Here is an 18,743-nt window from a genome sequence, read left to right as displayed (position 1 = left end):
TCAAGACTTCTTCGCTGCTTCGTTTAACTTGGCGCGTAAATCTGCCCATGTTACCCCTGCAAGACTGGGGAAGACTACATGAGCTGCCCCTACACGCTCAACGGGGCCAAGTCCTACCGTCCACATTCCCCCGGCTAAAGCCGCCTCAATGCCTGCGGCGGCATCTTCTACGACTACACACTGTTGTGGTTTTAAATCTAGTTGCTGGGCAGCATAGAGGAATAGATCAGGCGCTGGCTTGGGTTTTTGGACACTATAACCATCAGCGATCGCATCTACTTTATCAGCAATCCCCAATCGCTTGATCACGGTATGGGCATTTTTACTAGCTGAACCAATACCTATCTTCATTCCAGTTTGCCTTAGTTCATCTAAAAGAGCGATCGCTCCTGGTAACAAATCTTTGGCTGTAATATTTTCAATCAGTTCTACATAGTAGCGATTTTTACGCTCCATCATCTCTTGAATTTGCGCTTCTGAATAAGGTCTATCCCCAATAATCAACATCAAGGACTCACGGCGAGATACACCCCGCAGAGCTTCGTTTGCTTCCCTGGTAAAAGGTATATTCTCTTCATCTGCTAGTTTTTGCCACCCCAAGTAATGGTATTCTGCTGTATCTGTTAATACACCATCCAGATCAAAGATAAATCCTTGGATATTGGGGGAGTCGGGAAGTGAGGAGTGGGGAGTGGGGAAGAAATTATGCTTTTCCCCCTGCCCACCTGCTTCTTCGCCAGACAAATCAAACCCATACCACTGCCCGCGCCAATGTAGTTGAAACTTTAGGCGTGTCCAAGTAGGGGGTATATGGGGGTTGGCGATGGGGCCTTGTTCTGTGAGTTGGATACCGCCAAAGCCTAAAATTACAGCCTGCCAAATACCACCGGCACTAGCTCCATGAATGCCGTCGTTGGTGTTACCTCGTCTATCTTCTAAATCAACCATAAGTGCCTGCATAAACCTTTCGTAAGCTGTGGCTTTTTGACCTAAATCGGAGGCTAAGATGCCCTGAATTGCCGGGCCTAATGACGAACCATAGCTAATATCCGTTCGGGGTGCGTAGTAATCCCAATTAGTTGCTAAGACTTTTTCGTTGTAGGGAAATTCTGCTGACGGGCGCATCAGGTACAGCAGCATGAGGACATCTGGTTGCTTGAGAACTTGGTGTTGGTTAGCGCCTTCGATACCCAGAACGGCTTGCATAGAACGTTGGCGCGGTTCGTAGTCTGCCAAATTGATATCTTGCAATTGAAAAAATCCCTCAAATTGCTCAATTAATCCGGTTGAGGGGTCGTAGAGAATCCAAATTTTTTCGATTATGTCTTGCCAATGAATTTCTACTTCTGTGGTCAGTTGCAACTTATCTTCTAGTTCCGTGGCTCGTTCGGGGAAGGTATGACGTAGCCAGCCATAAACTTTCAGCGCTTTTTCCAGATGCCATTGCACCATTCGGTTAGTGAAAGTGTTGTTGTGGACAAACTCGTGGTACTCATCTGCACCAATCACGCCACGGATTTCATAGCGATCGCCTTGGGAATTATACTCAACTCGACTACTCCAAAAGATGGCAGTATCTAAGATAATTTCCGCACCGTAATCGCGCATCCATTCATCGTCCCCACTGGCTTGCCAGTATTGCCACGTAGCATAGGCAATATCTGCACTGTTATGAATTTCGCGATCGCGGCACCAAATCCGCACATCTTCGCCATAATAATCATCAGGTAAAGCCCAACGAGGAGTGACTTCATCCCCAGTATCAGCACTTTCCCAAGGATACATCGCTCCTTTAAAGCCGTAATGAGTGGCTTTGCGTCGCGCTCCATTGATGGTGTGATAGCGGTAACTGAGTAAGTTACGAGCTATGGCTGGTTGGGTAAAGGTGAAAAAAGGCAGGATAAAAATTTCTGTATCCCAAAAAATATGACCGCGATAACCAAAACCTGAAAGGGTTTTAGCGGGAATACTCACCTTGTCGTCATGGGATGGGGCTGTAATTAGCAGTTGAAATAGGTTGTAGCGGACAGCAAAAGCGGCGGTAATATCTCCTTCTATGTGTATGTCGCTTTTTTGCCATACTTTATCCCAAGCTTGCTTGTTAGCTGTGAGCAAAGTTCTGTAATCAGGTATTTGTGCAAGTTTTTCTTTGGCGGCGGTGACTGGTTGATTTCTTTCCCGCGAGGTAAACACTGTCACCAGTTTCTCAATCGTTATGGTTTGTTGTGCTGTCGCCAAGAAAGACGCGCTGATAGTGGGATATCCGGGGACGATGCTCACTTGTAACGATGCCTCTACACCTGATATGGTCATTTTGGCTGCCATACCGATTTCAATTTGGGTTCCACGGGTACGACTTTGTAACCAAATACCTTGATCAGTTTTACCTTGGTCTATTCCTTCCCAATGATTAAAACCTTGGTTTTCGGCATAACCGTTAATACTTGCCTGAATTTCAATCAAACAATCGCTGTCGGACGATGTTATTTGACAGCGTTGTCCTAAAATATGCTGATCTGCCAGACTAGCGAAGCGTTCAAAGTGGATATCGATAATATTGCCACTAGGACTACGCCAACGCAACGAACGACTGAGCAAACCTTGGCTGACATCTAGTTTACGTTCATATTGTAATATTTCACCCTGATCCATGCGGAAGCGATCGCCATTAACCGCAATTATCACTGGCAACCAATCAGGACAGTTGGCAAGTTCCGTGTAAACTACAGGCACATCATCATAGACACCATGAATAAAAGTAGCCGGTAAACCACGAGCATGACCTTCCTCTAAGCTACCCCTTGTGCCTAAATAGCCGTTGCCGATGGTGAAGATAGTTCCTCTAGAATGCAACTGCTCAGGGTTAAACTTAGTTTCAGTTAATATCCAATCTTGATAAACAAAATCACGAGAAGGACATTTTGTATTCATGGCGAACGACTACTGACTGTTGACTAATCACTATTGACTATTGACCACCCATGTGATTGGCTAAAATCTGCTCTGCTCTGGGTTTATAAATTAGGTGAAATAGGCTTTCCATATAACGAACTCTGGCTTCGCTGTTTTCTGGACAGATAAAGTTCCAGAAGCTGTAGATTTTAGTCAGCGCTAGCAATTGAGTAGTATGTAACTGCCAATTGTACTTTTGATGAATTCGTTGGCTCATCCATTCAGACACTTCTTGCCAGTATTCGGGATGAGCATCACACTGTTTAAAGAATGCCAAAATTTTCTCGGCTGTTCCTTCTAAGTCTGTAGGATTAATCCGAAATCCATTATTTTGATCCTCAAGAATTTCTAAAGAACCACCAAATTTAGTGGCAAAAGTGGGTAAGCCAGAAATCATCGCCTCTAAAATACTCCGTCCAAAGGCTTCAAAAAGAGCAAAATGGATATAAATTCCCCGATAATCGGCAACTAAGCGATAAGCTTCGCCTACTTCTGTATTGGGAAGTCTTAACCCTAGCCAGCGAATATGTCCATGAAGTTGATAATGGTTGATGATGTCGTGAAGCTTTTGAATTTCCCTGGCTTCTTCTGGATTGGTTGTTTCATCGAGGTTTAACTTGCTTGTGAGCAGAATCAAGTTACAACGTTCTTGCAATTCCTGACTTTTTCCAAAGCATTCAGCTAAACCAGTGAGATTTTTGATTGAGGTGATAGGCGCAACAGCAAAGATTGGTGGCTTGTGGGGTTGGTCTAAATGACCAAAGATTTGGGAGTCTTGACGATGAAAGAGTAGGTCTTTGACTTGTTTACTGAGATTGGGGTTTCTGTCTGCTGTTTGGCTATAGGGAAAGAAGACTCGCTCATTGACTCCTGGCGGAACCATGTTGAATTTAGGATTAAACAGGTCAATCCCATTAACTACATGATATAAATGGGGCATGGTAAAAAACTTGTAAGACTCGTACTGTCCCACGCTGTCGGGTGTGCCGAAAATTTCTTGATAGGATGATGTGATAATAAAATCAGCCGCATTCATGGCGATCAAATCGGCGGTGAATTGGACTGAAAAGTGGTACTTGTCTTCCAAGTTTTGCCAATATAAGTTACTAAATAGATGTTTCGGTTTTTCTAAAGAGTGGGCAATGTTGCAATGGGTGACTTTGAGACGACGAGCGAGGAGGAACGCCACTAAGTTACCATCACTGTAGTTACCTATAATTAAGCTGGGTTTGCCTTGAAATTGCGCTAATATTTGTGCCTGTGCATCCAACACAAAGTTTTCTAGATAAGGCCAAATCTCAAATTTAGATATCCAATTATTAGTGATTTCTGGATTAAATTCCCCAAAAGGAACGCGTAAAATCCAAGCGTTTTCTGTATTATGTAATTTTTCTAAACGCAGATTACAAAATGTGCCTTCACAATTAGGAATGAGGCGGGTGAGAATAATCACCTGGGGTTTAATACCGAGTACATTGAGTCCAGCCAGTTTGATTTCTTGCTGTAGTTTGTTTTCTAAACTACGTGCTTGCTCTAGGACGTAGATGACTTGGCCTAATGTTTCATCCCTTCCCATGACATCTTCTTGGGCTACCCAGCCGTGGATAGAAACCAGGACGACGCGAAACACAGCAGGAACACGCGCCACAAATGCTTCTAACACCGCAGGCTGGGGAGAATCAATCAGTCTATCTAGCAGTGTAATAGTTTCGAGGACTCGCTGGGCTGTATTACCCCACCCTGGTGCAAAACCGAGTGCTTCTAGTTCAAAGCGGAATTTTTCGTAGGGTTCATCCGGGGGTAGCTGAGAGAGGAATTTAATCGCTTGATGAATTTGTTTGGCTAGGTGCAGACCTGAAGGAATAGCATCCCCAATCATCAGATTAATCCCATCGTATTCCAATCGGCGTAAGGCTAAATACACAAGTTCAAACCAATACTGCGGGTCAGCCGCCATCTGATTGCATAGATAACGATTGAGGAAGGCTAAACCTTGACCGATATTTCTGGGGTCGCTAATACTGGGGGAAGCTTCGTAAAATGAACTGAGGTCAATTTCTAAGATGTTAGGTTCATAGGCATTGACTAGGCGATCGCTCACATCTAAAAACGCCTCAAGTGACATAGAATCAAACTGAGCCAAATCTGATGTCAGTCGCCAAATTTCTTGGCTAGCAATTCTCGGACGCACCACAAACCATATACTGTCTTCTGCCAAAATTATTTCATGGGTATACTGAATCAGTTTGCCCACAGAAGAAGAGTAATAAAAGTATGTAGGTTTTTGGGCTTGGTGACAGTATTTGGAAAAAGTGTGTAGAATCTCATTTCTCAAGAAGTAACGCTTACCCGAACCATCTAATGCAAATATCAACTGTTGTAGAGCAGCTTTTTCTTCACTGTTGGCCAAAATAGGGTGAAATAGTTCGTGCATGACGACTTCCAGAACTTGAGCCAGGTCACGACCTCATTTTTTTCTCCTCAACAACTGTGGTTCTTAGTAATCGACGTAGAGGTACATTACCCTTGTTGACCTTTGTATAGTAGATAGGAACTCATGCTTCTGCCTTCTAGCTCTGGTATGAATAGTCATTAGGGAACACCAAAAAACAAATTATTCCAAATTGACGATTTGTAGGGTGCGTCAGTATGAATAATTTCTTGGTACAGCTAGGTTTTCTCGCAAGTAGCGCACCCTTGTATATTAAAAGAAGTAGTAGACCGTCGCACCCTTAGTCAATAGTAGTCATCAAATTCTCTTTTCCCCCTACCCCCTGCTCCCCACGTCGGCGTATTTTAAATATTTAAATAAAATTGCTGTTAATCAAGGCATAACTCAGCAGTTTTTGCTATGCTGTACTAGATAATTTAGTTTTTTTTGAGTGCTGATTATAACGCAACACTATTTAATTTAGCAACCTAAATTTTCCATACAATTAGTCTTGTTTTTTACCTAAAGATTAATTAAGCGATCATCTACGGTGGGCTGTTACTCCATTGCTCCCAAAAGTTGATATTTTTTTAATGTAGAGGGTCAACGGGCTGTGCAAGCACTTGTCTAGCTGTGTTGGATCAAAACTTTGCTCATTTTTTATTTTTTTTATGAGTCATCATCTACCCGACACCAAAATACTCGCTCCGTGTATTGTCAACACGGGCATAATTGTAAACAAGCTCGACATGAAGCGCTTATTAGCAGATTTAGGTCGAGTCCGCTACATCTACACCCAAGAAGGCAAACTACAGAGCGAGGGTGAAGGAGATGTGATGGAAGTGTTTGCTAACCCGCAAAGGTCTACCTTGGTGGCTAACAGTGCCATTTATCTTAATATTGCTAGCTTTGATTATTTGGAGTTGAAACAATCACCCCAAAAAGAAACTTTCTTTGATTTGATGCAAGAGGGTGCGTGTTTGCGGCTAATTCCTTTATCTACACCTGTGCAAGAACGTCGTGAACGGATGTGGAATGTCAGCGCTATCGAAGCCATGATGGACGAAGTTCTTGCAGCTAGATGGGATGCCGAAATTGACGATGATTGTTCGGATACGTTCTAGCTAAATTTTGCCCAAATCATTAACAAATAGATATCCTACCTCAGTCTGATTGTGTGGTCGTAGTTACCGGGTGATGTAACTTGATAAAATGCCTTGGGAATCATGCGTGATGAACATCTTTTGTCAGCATTAGTGATTTGAAAAGATGATTGCTGAAGACAAAATATAGATGTTTTCCTTCCTTGTAATCTCCAAGGTTCCCAATTCTTATTGGCTACATAAATATAGGTAGAAGCTTTTCTCATATCACCTACAAGAACAACTTCACATTGACCTGAATAGATGTGAGTCCATCCACTAGCTACCCAACGACCTCCAGAGTACCAAGCTTTTGCCACATAGGCCTTATCTTTTGAGTTACTACAGACAATCAAATCAGCTTTAGCTGCTGGTGCTATACTCAACACGATTGGTAGGGATAATAGGCTGGAAATAATTAAGGAACTTACAGCTTTCATTTGGGTTACTAAATATTATTGAGTTGATTTAAGTATCGGAATACAAAAAATTGTGGATAAAAATCCTGACGTAATTAATTGTATCGAGCATACTTGTTTCCTAGTTTAATTCACCGAAAAATCCCTCTATTCCAGAAACTTTAGAAAACTTGATAATTTTTCCTAACTCTTGCAATGAAAGGATAAAACAGGAGCTTTCTGACAATTTAGCTATAGCGATCGCTATTTATGAAGATGTCTTAAAAATTGCCTTCAAAGAAAATAATTTATTTAACTATTTGACAATCACAGTAACTAAATTAACCGCAAGTATATTAAAATAGCTGCTCGTCTCACTAATGAAACCATAGAAAATAGTGAGTTAAATAGAACAGCAACGTGTTATGTTTGTTCAGAAAACGCGATCGCCTTACTTTTACCTTGAGTGCCATATTTTCTTTTCAATCCCTAGCTCGCTGTAGCCAAACAAAAGCTAGAGCAGGGGTGTTTTTCACTCCCCACGGCCCTGTAGAAACTCCCAGATTTATGCCAGTAGGAACACTGGCGAATGTCAAAACTGTCACCCCAGCCCAGCTTAAGGAAACTGGGGCGCAGATGGTTTTATCTAATACTTATCATCTCCATCTCCAACCAGGGGAAGCCATTGTGGCTGGGGGTGGTGGGTTACATAAGTTTATGGGCTGGAATGGGCCGATGCTCACAGATTCTGGTGGGTTTCAGGTTTTCAGCTTGAGTGAGATGAGAAAAATTACGGAAGAAGGTGTAACTTTTCGCTCACCACATGACGGTCAGATCATTAAATTAACACCAGAACGCTCTATAGAGATTCAAAATACTTTAGGGGCTGATGTCATCATGGCATTTGATGAATGTCCTCCCTACCCAGCCACTCGCCCAGAGGTAGAAGCGGCGACTGATAGGACTTACCGTTGGTTAGAACGCTGTGTTACGGCTCATCAACGCCAGGATCAGGCGTTGTTTGGGATTGTTCAAGGTGGTGTATATCTAGATTTACGAGCTAAGGCTGCCAACGCTTTGACTCAGTTAGATTTACCTGGTTATGCTATTGGTGGCGTGAGTGTGGGCGAACCGCCAGCACTGATGGCGCAAATTGTCCAAGCTACAGCGCCACTTTTACCACCACACAAACCCCGTTACTTGATGGGTGTGGGAACTTATCGAGAAATGGTAATTGCGATCGCCTCTGGTATAGACTTATTTGATTGTGTGATTCCCACCCGTTGGGCGAGACACGGTACAGCAATCGTCAAAGGCGAACGTTGGAACTTAAAAAATGCTAAGTTCCGTGAAGATTTTGCACCAATGGATGAAACTTGTCCTTGTTATGCTTGTCAAAATTTCAGTCGTGCTTACATATCCCATTTAGTGCGATCGCAAGAAATTTTAGCCTACACTTTATTGAGCATTCACAACATTACTGAACTCATTCGTTTTACCCAAAAAATTCGTGAAGCAATATTAAGCGATCGCTTCTTAGAAGAATTCGGACATTGGCTCAATTCACCAGAATTAGAAGCAGAGGATAATGCAACTGACTAATGACAACTGACTAGTGACCAATCCATGTTAAGATACATCTCAATTATGAAAGCTGTGTTGGATTAGGTGGATTTAAAAAAACATGGAAGCAGCACTATTACTCGCAAAATTGCCTGAAGCTTACCAAATCTTCGACCCACTGGTTGATGTTTTGCCAGTTATTCCCGTTTTCTTTTTATTGCTTGCTTTCGTATGGCAAGCAGCTGTTGGATTTAGGTAAATTAAACCATCATCAATTACTAGGACAGGTAATACCAATTCAAAATTCGTCTTGAAAAGTTTCCTTCGGCGGGAAACCCGCCTACAGAACTTTCCGCAAAATTCAAAATTAAGAAAGCCACATTTGATAAGGGTTTCTGCGTTTGGATAGGTTGCTGAATTTCGGAAAACTGGTAAATAATACCTGTCCTATTTTTTGTAATTATTCTATATTGATAATTCTTAACTTTTTGTAATAAATTGGTATAAATTCAGTAATATATGTGTAAAGCCTGACCAGCTTAGTGTCAACGAGGAATTAGTCAGCTATGGGTAATATCAAATTTGTTAAAGAAGATAAAGAAGTAATAGCTGCGGATGGTGCTAATCTGCGGCTTAAAGCAATGGAAAATGGCGTTGACATCTATAAGTTTTTTGGCAAACTCACGAATTGTGGTGGTGTCGGTCAGTGTGGTACTTGTGTTGTCGAGATAGTAGAAGGAATAGAAAATCTTTCTACTCCGACAGATGTGGAAAATCGGATGTTAAAGAAAAAGCCAGCCAATTACCGTTTAGCCTGTCAAACTTTAGTAAATGGCCCCGTAAGCGTAGTCACCAAACCTTAAAGTGTTGGTAGCTAGAGACGTAAAAAAAAGAGCTAACACTGGCATGGTTGATGCTATTCTAAAATTGTTGACTGGAAATTAAAGAGAGGCTTCTTTGCCATGCAAGTTAATGACTTAGGGTTCGTAGCGAGCATTCTGTTCGTACTAGTACCCTCTGTGTTTTTAATAATCCTGTACATTCAAACAGCTAGCCGCGAAGGTAAAAAAGATAGTTGATTGCTTTTCGTATAAAATAAAAAACCCCTATACCAAATGGTTGAGGGGTTTTTATTTATCAACCGATTTTACAGGAAAAACATTAACCACTTGTCCGTGCTAATAATACGGGACAACTAGCATTAACTCGCACATAATCTGACAAAGAAGCGCCGATGAGTCTGTCTATATCGACAAAATTCTTGGCCACCGATGGACGGCGATCGGGAGAACCGAGTAATAATAAATCTATGTTCAACTCGTCTGTCAAGCGACAAATTTCTTCTCCTGGTTTACCACTACTGCTAAAGCAGCGTGTTTGAACACCATATTTTTGCGCTTCCGCCACAGCTGAAGCCAAAACAGGATTTTTGTCTGGGCTAATTTCTGCTACTTCTGAGTTTTTACCGCGCAAATCAGTCGTCACGTTAGCCAGAATTAATTGACTACCCGGAATACCCCGCAGTAAGAATAAAGCCAGACTTAAGCAATGTTTTGCTGCATCTGAATTGTCCATCGCTACCATGACGCGCTTAATTTTTTTGACATAAATGTCATCTTTCACCAGCAACATTGGGCGCGAGGACAATTGAAAGACATACTGACTAACCGAGTTCGATAAAATCGATTGCAGGCGTTTAAGCCCCCGTGAACCCATAATAATTAAGTCAGCATCAATTTCATCAGCTACCTGACAAACAACATCTTTAGGATCGCCTTGGCGTAAAATCGAAGAAACCTGGCTAGGGTCTAAATTCAAAGTCTGAATTGCACTAGCTAAAATTTTGCCGCCTTCTTCCCACTTATCTGTCATAGCAGAAGATGTAGTTTGGGGAGTAACTACGTGCAGAACTGTAACTTTTGCAGATTGGACTGATGGCACTTCTTTCAAAGTTTTGAGCATTTCTTCTGCGTGTCCCAATCCCGAAACAGCTAGCAAAATCTTGTCTATCATTGTTAGTTCTTGTTCTTAAGGTTGCTTGGGGTTTAGTTTTTGTTCTTGGTTCGGATGAAATGTTCACCACCTGACTCAACAACCTAGTAATTAAGTTAGCACAATGCCACTTTATAGATATTAGTCATTAACACTCAAAAATTAATTCATTTTAAGAGACTAATTTTTCTTTAAGTTTTACTGCACCTGAGTTACTTAACTTTTTGACTGGGTTGTAATAATTAAGCTTACTCTCAATAGTGCCTGATAAAATTCACAATTTATGATATTAGTTATTATTTTTAATCTATATTAAATATTTTTAATTAGAGAAACGTTAAATATTGCAACATTAATGTTTCCATGAATGGCTAGGATTATAGGAGGTTTTACACACAAAATATAGAAAAAAATCACTGTATTAATAGATTTTTTTTATATTTCAGATAATCAAACATAAATCTTATAATAATCAGCAATTTTTTTAAAATCTGTTTTTACTGTTGAGTTGGAAACATCAACGGATTTTACTAATTTTTATATATTTAAATGAGAGCAATATATGTATTTTTGTAAAATAGAAGAATTACTTACTTTGTCAATAGAACGACACAGAAAGAAGTTAGCTCAGTTGTTGTAGTAGAAAATAGTTCACAGATTGGTTTAATTTCCATCTAAATAATTAGGATTGTATATTTGCGAGATGATTTTTCTAAAACAGAGACGCAGAGAGGTAGCAAATTCTCCGCATTCCTTTGCGTAAACATTTGTGCCACTCTGCGTTTCAATTTTCCACCTCAGTCCTAAGCAACAGATGGTAACAATCCATTATGCTTGAGCAAAGAAGCTGTACTCGGTTCCCGGCCTCGGAAAGCTGCAAACACCTCCATTGGATGTTTGCTACCACCAAGAGCTAACACAGTATCTCGATAACGTCTACCTGTAGCCTCAAGAGCTGCTTCATTTTCTAGCCCAGCATCCTCAAAAGCAGCGAAAGCATCAGCACTCAAGACTTCGGCCCACTTGTAGCTGTAATAACCAGCAGCATAACCACCAGCAAAAATGTGTCCAAAAGCACAGAGAAAAGCGTCTTCTGGTAGGGGGGGTAAAACAGTAGTGTTCTGAGCAACACGATGACGCACATCGGCGGCGGTTTCATTACCACCTGGGCGATAGCGAGAGTGTAATTCTACATCCACGCTACTAAAATGGAGTTGCCGCAAAATGGAGCTACCACTCATATAATTGCGGGCGGCTAGGAGCTTTTGGTAATAATGCTCTGGTAGAGGTTCGCCAGTTTCGTAATGTTTAGCCAAGCTAAATAATGTCTTGCGTTCATAGCACCAGTTTTCCATAAATTGGCTTGGTAATTCTACCGCATCCCACTCTACATTATTAATACCTGCGGCTCCAGTGTAGTTAACCTTAGTGAGCATATGATGCAACCCATGACCAAATTCATGGAACAGGGTTTCTACTTCATAGAAAGTCATCAAACTAGGTTTACCATCCACTGGCGGACTTTGGTTGCATACTAAATACGCCACAGGTAAGCGTACAGTAGTTACACCATTGTCTGTGATTTTGGCGCGATTGATGCAGGTATCCATCCATGCACCGCCACGCTTTTCGGCGGGACGACTGTAGGGGTCTAAGTAGAAATAAGCTATGGGACTACCAGTTTCATCAGCAATTTGGAAATAACGGACATCTTCATGCCAGACTGGGGCTTGACCATCAGCAGGGGTAACGGTGATACCAAACAAGCGATTAACAAGTCCAAATAAGCCGTCTAGAACTTGGGGTAGGGGAAAGTAAGGACGTAGTTCTTCGGCGGTGAAGGCAAATTTTTCTTCCCGTTGACGTTCAGCCCAAAAGCTAATATCCCAGTGTCGCAAATCTGCGGCTTCTGCTGCTCCCTTGTTGGCTGCAAAGGCTTTCAGATTTTCTAAGTCTTTGACTGCTGCATCGTAACTAGCACTGCGTAATTCTTCTAATAGTGCCTCAACCGCCTCAACATTGGGAGCCATTTTACTAGCTAGGCTCAACTGGGCATAATTTTGGAAGCCCAATAAATTCGCTAGTTCTTGTCGTAACTCTAAAGTCCGTTCGATGAGTGGGTTGTTATCTAACTCACCAGAGGAGGCGCGGGTAATATAAGCTTTGTAAAGCTTTTCACGCAAATCACGCCTAGTGCTGTGCTGCATGAAGGGGGTGTAACTGGGGAAGTCTAGAGTAATGCGCCAAGGGCCATTTTCTGGGGTGGCGTTTTCTTCTCCAGTAGCCCGTGCTAATTGTGCGGCTAAACTGAGTAAACTTTGGGGTAAACCGTCAACTTCGTCTTTAGTGGTGAGGGTAAGACTAAAGGCTGTGGTTGCATCGAGGACATGGTTAGAGAACTTTGTAGAAAGTTCTGCTAACTCCATTTGTATGGCATTGAAACGTTCCCTTGCTTCTCCTTGCAAGCCTACACCAGATAGTTCCGCATCACGAATAGCAGCTTCCACAATTCTCTGTTGGGCTGATTCTAATGTTTCCCAACGATCGCTGGCGCGGAGTTCCTTAAAAGCTTTGTAGATGGGTTGGCTTTGCCCAAACTGGTTGATGAACTGCACCACTTGTGGTTGTACAGTTTCATGGGCTACACGAAGTTCTGGGCTATTTTTCACACCCATTAAATGGTTCACTATACCCCAACTCCAGGTCAGCCGATCGCTCAACTTTTCTAAAGGTTCTACCAAACCATCCCAAGTAGGCTGGACATTAGCCTCTAATGTAGAAAGTTCTTGTTCTAGTTCCGCCAATAGTTGTTGAAAAGCTGGTTGTACTTGTTCTGGTTGAATTTCCGTAAACGGAGGCAAACCAGAACCTTTAAGTAAAGGATTATGAGTAATGGTAGGATTAGCACTCATGGTTTGATGTGAACCGCAGATAATGGGTGACTGTATTCTACTAATGTAGCGATCGCTGCCCTGTTTCGGCCTGCCAGAATGCCAAAATCGTCAACTTTTAATACTAATCACAATATCAGTAGTAGACAGAAAATGCCTGTGATTATTGACAGTGCAAGCTTTTAGCCATCCCTTTTTTGCAGAATACACAAAAGCTGATTGCTGAGGATGAAGCATAGTTCTACACTAAATATTATCCTTACTGCAAACCTGCATTAGTTCAGAGATACTTTCCATGCTACTCCTAAAAACAACCGACCAAGAATTTTATCCCAGATTTCAAACCTTGGTGAGCGATCGCCGGGAAGCAACGGTTGACGTTAGTGGTACAGTACGCGAGATCCTGGCTAATGTGAAAGTTCATGGTGATACCGCAGTCAAGGAATATACTAGCCGATTTGACCATTACAGTCCCCATTCCCATCATTTGAGTGCGGAATTCATCGCCGAACAAGCAGCAAAATGTTCTCCTGAGGTGAAAGCAGCCATAGAATTAGCAGCTGAACGCATTAGTTTTTTTCATCAAAAACAACTACCCCAAGATATTGGCTACACCGACACCGCAGGCGTAAAACTAGGCTTAAATTGGGTAGCCCTATCACAAGTGGGAATCTATGTCCCTGGAGGACGCGCCAGCTACCCTAGTTCTGTGCTGATGAATGCCCTACCCGCCAAAATTGCCGGCGTGGAACGCATCGTGATGACCGTCCCTATGCCTGGTGGGGAAATAAATCCAGCCGTTTTAGCTGCTGCCCAAGTCGCTGGTGTCACAGAAATATATAGTATTGGTGGGGCGCAAGCAGTAGCAGCCTTAGCCTACGGTACAGAAACCATCACCCCAGTAGATAAAATAGTCGGGCCTGGTAATGCTTACGTTGCCGAAGCCAAACGCCAAGTATTTGGTACTGTGGGGATTGATAGTATTGCCGGGCCTTCGGAAATTCTCGTTGTAGCCGATCGCCAAAATAATCCAGAATGGATTGCCTGGGATTTATTATCTCAAGCTGAACATGATCCCAGCGCGCAATCAATTTTGATTACCGATTCTGAATCCTTTGCACAGGAAGTAGTCACAGCAATTGAGCAAATACTTACTACCTTACCCACTAAACAAGTAGCTAGTAGCAGTTGGCAAAATCATGGTGCAGTAATTATTGTCAGCGATTTTGCCGAAACTATCCCCTTGCTCAATCAACTAGCACCAGAACACGTAGAACTGTGCGTAGATAACCCCCAATTGCTGGCTAGTCAAATTAGGTGCGCTGGTAGCCTGTTCTTAGGACGCTATACCCCAGAAGCCATCGGAGATTATTTAGGCGGCCCCAATCATGTCTTACCTACTTCCCGTTCTGCTCGTTTTGCTTCTGGCTTAAGTGTCTACGATTTTCTCAAGCGAATTACTTATTTAGAATGTAATCAAGCCGCATTACAGACAATAGGTAAAGCAGCTGTCACCCTGGCAGAAACTGAGGGTTTACCAGCCCATGCAGGTAGTGTAGCAGTACGTTTGCAATCCTAAAACTACGGGAAAAAGGCAGCAGTCAGGAAACATTCATAAAAACTTGATTTCTGAGTCCAGAGCTACGGTTGAAGACAAAAATTGTATCGAGAACCGTAGCGCTAGATACAAAGATCATTTGTCAATTGTCAATATTCCCTAAGAACCATTATAACATCCCCCAATAGGGTATTGAAAACCAAAGAAAAATAGTGTTTTTTATTAGTTTGATATGTAAATTAGATTATTTTTACTGAGTGAAATAACACGTTAGTTACGGGGAAAATCATGCATATTCCTGATGGATTTGTGTCTGTGCCAGTAGCAGGCGCAACGAGTTTGCTAAGTTTGGCAGGACTCCTGGTTGCTAGTGGGCGATCGCAAGCAGCTTTTGGTGTTCGTCGCGCCCCCATACTCGGCTTAACGACTGCTTTCATTTTTGCTGCCCAAATGATTAATTTCCCGGTAGCCGGAGGAACCAGTGGTCACTTATTGGGAGGAACTTTAGCTGCTATCGTTTTAGGTAGTCCTTGGGCTGGAGCTTTGTGTATTGCCACAGTTTTAATTATCCAAGCTGTGTTATTTGCCGATGGTGGGATCACGGCTTTGGGCGCAAATATTCTGAATATGGCATTCGTCGGCGTTTGGGTGGGCTGGATGTTAACCCAAACTTTACAAAGGTTATTTGGCGGATCTAAAGCCCGCTTACCCTTGGCTGCTGGTATAGCGGCGGCTGTGAGTGTAGTAGTAGCAGCCTTAGCTTGCGCCCTTGAGTTAGTCATCTCTGGCACTGCATCCATCGCTGTTTTACCCGCGATGACAGGTGTTCATATTTTGATTGGTATCGGCGAAGGGTTAATTACAGGTGGTGTGCTGGCTTATCTAGCCCAAGCAAGACCAGATTTATTACCAGGAGAGCAAGAAGAGTTTCGCGGTTGGCTAGTACCTGTTGTTAGCATAGTATTAGTTGCTGGTGTGCTGTCATTGCTAGCATCAGCTTGGCCTGACGGTTTAGAAAGGGTTGCGGAGGACTTAGGTTTTATCCAGCTAGGTGAAGAAGTTAGAGTAAATGTACCAACACCACTAGCAGACTACGGTATTGAGGGTTTGGGAATGATTGGTACAAGTATTGCTGGACTGCTAGGGGCTGCGGTTTGCTTTATTGTTGCTTTTGGAATTGCCAAAGTAGTGAGACCCAAGAATGCTTAAAATGGCCTTGCCGTTACGCCTGCATCTGTCCCTGGTGATTGTTGTGGGAACAGCTTTACTCAAGCATTATGCCTGGTATTGGTTGGGTGTGTATGGTGCGATCGCCTTAATTTGGGTAGCTCTATTGCGCGTATCTCTACCCAAGTTGGGAGGAATGCTAGGTACAGAGTTAATCTTCTTGTCAGTAGTAGCATTGCCCTTGGGATGGGAGAGAGCGAGTTTTTTGCTGATTCGTTCTCTCGTGTGTTTAATTGTCATGAATAGCTTTTTATTAACCATACCGCCCCACAGTTTCGGCATTGCCCTGAAGAGCTTACCCGTACCAACCGCAATCAAAGAAAACTTACTCTTGACTGGGCAATACTTAGAAATTTTGCTGTCGGAAGTAACACGTATGCAGCGTAGCGCTCAATTAAGAGGACTAAAAGGCCCTGGTGGCTGGTTACGCTACGCCAGCGCATCTATGATCGGCACCTTGTATATCCGCAGTCTAGAAAGGGCAGAACGAGTCTACGCCGCAATGGCAATTCGCGGTTACAACGGTCAATTGCCCATAGATCCAACCTTCAAGCCAAAAGAACTTTTTATCCTCATATTTGCTTGGGCGATCGCAGCTTGTTTTACTCTCACTTCTTACCTTTGAGTCAATAGTCATTAGTTTTGTCTCCTGCTCCCTGTACCCCTGCACCCCTGCTTCTTCTCCCGACTCCCCAACAACAAAGAGTAATAAATTTTGAAATCTTTGACTTCTCATCCCCACCCTTCCAGCCATAATTCCCATACAGGTGTTGTCGAGGTGCAGAACTTGGTTTATGCTTACCCGCGTCAAGAGCCAGTTCTGCAAAATATTTCTTTTACCTTAAAATCAGGCGATCGCGTGGCCTTGATGGGTGCAACTGGTTCTGGTAAAAGTACCTTATTAGAAAACCTCATTGGCATCAAACAACCACAATCAGGAAAAATCTGGATTAATGGTATCCCTTTAGAGCCTCACACTCTACCTCAAGCAAGGCGATACATCGGCTTTGGCTTTCAAGATGCCAATGACCAATTATTTATGCCTACCATCTTAGAAGACGTTACCTTTGGGCCGCGTAACTATGGTGTACCAGCCGCCGTAGCAAAGGATCAAGCACGGCAGTTATTAGCTGATTTTGGTTTAGAAGCCTACGCCAATCGTTCAGCACATGAACTTTCTGGTGGGCAAAGAAGACTTGCTGCCTTAGCCGCTATTTTGGCACTAGAGCCTGCTATTTTAATTTTAGATGAACCAACTACTGGTCTTGATCCAGCATGGCGAAGACATTTAGCCCAAGTATTATTAAATTTGCCAGTGCAAGTAATGTTGATAGCATCCCATGAACTACATTGGCTAGGAAAAGTCACTCAACGCGCCTTAGTACTATCTGGTGGACGTATTCAAATAGACAGCGACATTCAGCCGCTATTGCAAAATGGAGAGACTTTAAACCAGTTGGGATTGCCCATAGATTGGTAAATTGTGGAAAAAAACCAATTTTTAACTGTTGACTAATGACTATGGACTAATGACTAAATGATTAAACTACTTGTACTAGATATAGATGGCACCATTTCGGGAGAGTCGAACACCATCAGCCAATCTGTCAAGCAAGCGATCGCCGCAGTTCAAGCACGAGGTATTCAAGTGGCGATCGCTACTGGCAGAATGTATCGCTCGGCACTCCGGTTTCATCAAGAGATTAACTCGACTTTGCCCTTATCAGCTTATCAAGGAGCTTGGATTCAAGACCCAAATAACCAAAAAATCCATCAACATCTACCCGTAGCTAGAGAAACTGCTGAACAATTATTAGATTATTTTGAACAACCACAGTGGCGATCGCTTCTATCTATCCATTTCTACATTAATGATCAACTCTACGTGCGGGAAGTCACCAAGGAAACGGAAACTTACGCACAACGATCTGGCATTACTCCCATTGCTGTGGGTGATTTGCGCCAAACTTTAACTAATGAACCCACAAAAATCTTAGCCTTGTGTGATGACACAGAAGTAATTAACAAACTATTAGGTAGTTTGCGCCTGCAATATACCCCTGCTGAACTTTACCTCACTACATCCGTTGCTACTTTCTTTGAAGCCACGAATCCCTTTGTTAACAAGGGTAATGCTGTACGTTACCTAGCCGAAGAGTTGCTAGGGTTACAACGTGAAAATGTTATGACTATTGGCGATAACTTCAATGATTTAGAAATGTTGGAATACGCCGGTCTTGGTGTCGCTATGGGAAACGCTCCCGCAGGAGTGCAAGCGATCGCCCAATGGGTAGCCCCCACGGTCGAGGAAGATGGCGCGGCTGTTGCAATCGAAAAATTTCTACTTTCTTAAAATTACTTTGTTAAATTTTGTAGATTAAAAATTAATCTTCCCGCACAACTCAGGGGCTTAAATCCCTGTTTGTTTTTTGGATATAAAAACCCTAAAAATCAGAAAGAACACCGACGACTGGCCGTGTTTCGTCTCGGTGTTCCTGCTGGTTCGCTCCTCACACACCAGATAATATAGCCGACATTAGGTAATGCGTCAATACCTAGTTATAAAAGTTTTTATTATCTTTTTTTATA

General features: G+C 42.6%; 15 protein-coding genes. 10 read left to right on the top strand and 5 right to left on the bottom strand.

The annotated features are described in order from the left end of the window. Window positions 1–2,931: a beta-phosphoglucomutase gene (pgmB, locus tag H6G18_RS03135; protein ID WP_190405618.1), complete on the bottom strand. Its 2,931-nt coding sequence runs from the start codon at window positions 2,929–2,931 to the stop codon at window positions 1–3. 37 nt (window positions 2,932–2,968) lie between these two features. Continuing rightward, complete coding sequence (locus tag H6G18_RS03130; protein ID WP_190405617.1) at window positions 2,969–5,386, bottom strand: sucrose synthase; 2,418 nt, start codon at window positions 5,384–5,386, stop codon at window positions 2,969–2,971. 668 nt (window positions 5,387–6,054) lie between these two features. On the opposite strand from H6G18_RS03130, the gene H6G18_RS03125 reads away from it, so the two are divergent. Then, the gene (locus tag H6G18_RS03125) at window positions 6,055–6,507 is read left to right on the top strand and encodes a hypothetical protein (RefSeq protein ID WP_190405616.1); all 453 of its coding nucleotides are present in this window, start codon (window positions 6,055–6,057) and stop codon (window positions 6,505–6,507) included. Window positions 6,508–6,542: 35 nt separating this feature from the next. Here H6G18_RS03125 and H6G18_RS03120 read toward each other — a convergent pair whose 3' ends face one another. Continuing rightward, complete coding sequence (locus tag H6G18_RS03120; RefSeq protein WP_190405615.1) at window positions 6,543–6,965, bottom strand: DUF1036 domain-containing protein; 423 nt, start codon at window positions 6,963–6,965, stop codon at window positions 6,543–6,545. A 420-nt stretch (window positions 6,966–7,385) separates the two neighbouring features. Between H6G18_RS03120 and tgt the strand changes: the two genes are divergently transcribed. The 4 genes from tgt to psbM all read left to right on the top strand — a co-directional run bounded on the left by tgt (window position 7,386) and on the right by psbM (window position 9,565). Then, entirely contained in the window at window positions 7,386–8,525 is a 1,140-nt protein-coding gene (gene tgt, locus H6G18_RS03115; RefSeq protein WP_190405646.1) for a tRNA guanosine(34) transglycosylase Tgt, read from the top strand. Window positions 8,526–8,607: 82 nt separating this feature from the next. Then, window positions 8,608–8,745, top strand: coding sequence for a photosystem II reaction center protein K (locus H6G18_RS03110; RefSeq protein WP_006195022.1), 138 nt, complete (start codon window positions 8,608–8,610; stop codon window positions 8,743–8,745). A gap of 307 nt (window positions 8,746–9,052) precedes the next feature. Then, window positions 9,053–9,349 (top strand): 2Fe-2S iron-sulfur cluster-binding protein, encoded by a 297-nt coding sequence (locus H6G18_RS03105; RefSeq protein WP_190405614.1) that lies wholly within the window; start codon window positions 9,053–9,055, stop codon window positions 9,347–9,349. Between the two features lie 99 nt (window positions 9,350–9,448). Further along, a complete protein-coding gene (gene psbM, locus H6G18_RS03100) occupies window positions 9,449–9,565 on the top strand; it encodes a photosystem II reaction center protein PsbM (RefSeq protein WP_010995057.1) in 117 nt (38 codons plus the stop codon). A gap of 82 nt (window positions 9,566–9,647) precedes the next feature. On the opposite strand, the gene H6G18_RS03095 is transcribed toward psbM, so the two are convergent. Together H6G18_RS03095 and H6G18_RS03090 are read right to left on the bottom strand one after the other, a co-directional pair. Beyond that, on the bottom strand, window positions 9,648–10,499 hold the full coding sequence (locus tag H6G18_RS03095) for a universal stress protein (RefSeq protein WP_190405613.1): 852 nt from the start codon (window positions 10,497–10,499) through the stop codon (window positions 9,648–9,650). A 782-nt stretch (window positions 10,500–11,281) separates the two neighbouring features. After that, a complete protein-coding gene (locus H6G18_RS03090; protein WP_190405612.1) occupies window positions 11,282–13,390 on the bottom strand; it encodes a M3 family metallopeptidase in 2,109 nt (702 codons plus the stop codon). Between the two features lie 274 nt (window positions 13,391–13,664). Between H6G18_RS03090 and hisD the strand changes: the two genes are divergently transcribed. The 5 genes from hisD to H6G18_RS03065 all read left to right on the top strand — a co-directional run bounded on the left by hisD (window position 13,665) and on the right by H6G18_RS03065 (window position 18,507). Beyond that, window positions 13,665–14,948, top strand: coding sequence for a histidinol dehydrogenase (gene hisD / locus H6G18_RS03085; protein WP_190405611.1), 1,284 nt, complete (start codon window positions 13,665–13,667; stop codon window positions 14,946–14,948). Between the two features lie 267 nt (window positions 14,949–15,215). After that, on the top strand, window positions 15,216–16,136 hold the full coding sequence (locus H6G18_RS03080) for an energy-coupling factor ABC transporter permease (RefSeq protein ID WP_190405610.1): 921 nt from the start codon (window positions 15,216–15,218) through the stop codon (window positions 16,134–16,136). Then, window positions 16,129–16,779: an energy-coupling factor transporter transmembrane component T family protein gene (locus tag H6G18_RS03075; RefSeq protein ID WP_190405609.1), complete on the top strand. Its 651-nt coding sequence runs from the start codon at window positions 16,129–16,131 to the stop codon at window positions 16,777–16,779. The genes H6G18_RS03080 and H6G18_RS03075 overlap by 8 nt, the downstream gene beginning before the upstream one ends. Before the next feature lie 90 nt (window positions 16,780–16,869). Then, complete coding sequence (locus tag H6G18_RS03070; protein ID WP_190405608.1) at window positions 16,870–17,634, top strand: energy-coupling factor ABC transporter ATP-binding protein; 765 nt, start codon at window positions 16,870–16,872, stop codon at window positions 17,632–17,634. 57 nt (window positions 17,635–17,691) lie between these two features. Continuing rightward, the gene (locus H6G18_RS03065; protein WP_190405607.1) at window positions 17,692–18,507 is read left to right on the top strand and encodes a Cof-type HAD-IIB family hydrolase; all 816 of its coding nucleotides are present in this window, start codon (window positions 17,692–17,694) and stop codon (window positions 18,505–18,507) included. Window positions 18,508–18,743: the final 236 nt, after the last annotated feature.

Origin of the sequence: Anabaena subtropica FACHB-260, assembly GCF_014697105.1 — a bacterium.
GTDB lineage: Bacteria > Cyanobacteriota > Cyanobacteriia > Cyanobacteriales > Nostocaceae > Trichormus > Trichormus subtropicus.
The sequence above is the reverse complement of the archived record's forward strand: the minus strand, read 5'-3'. Positions and strand labels throughout refer to the sequence as shown.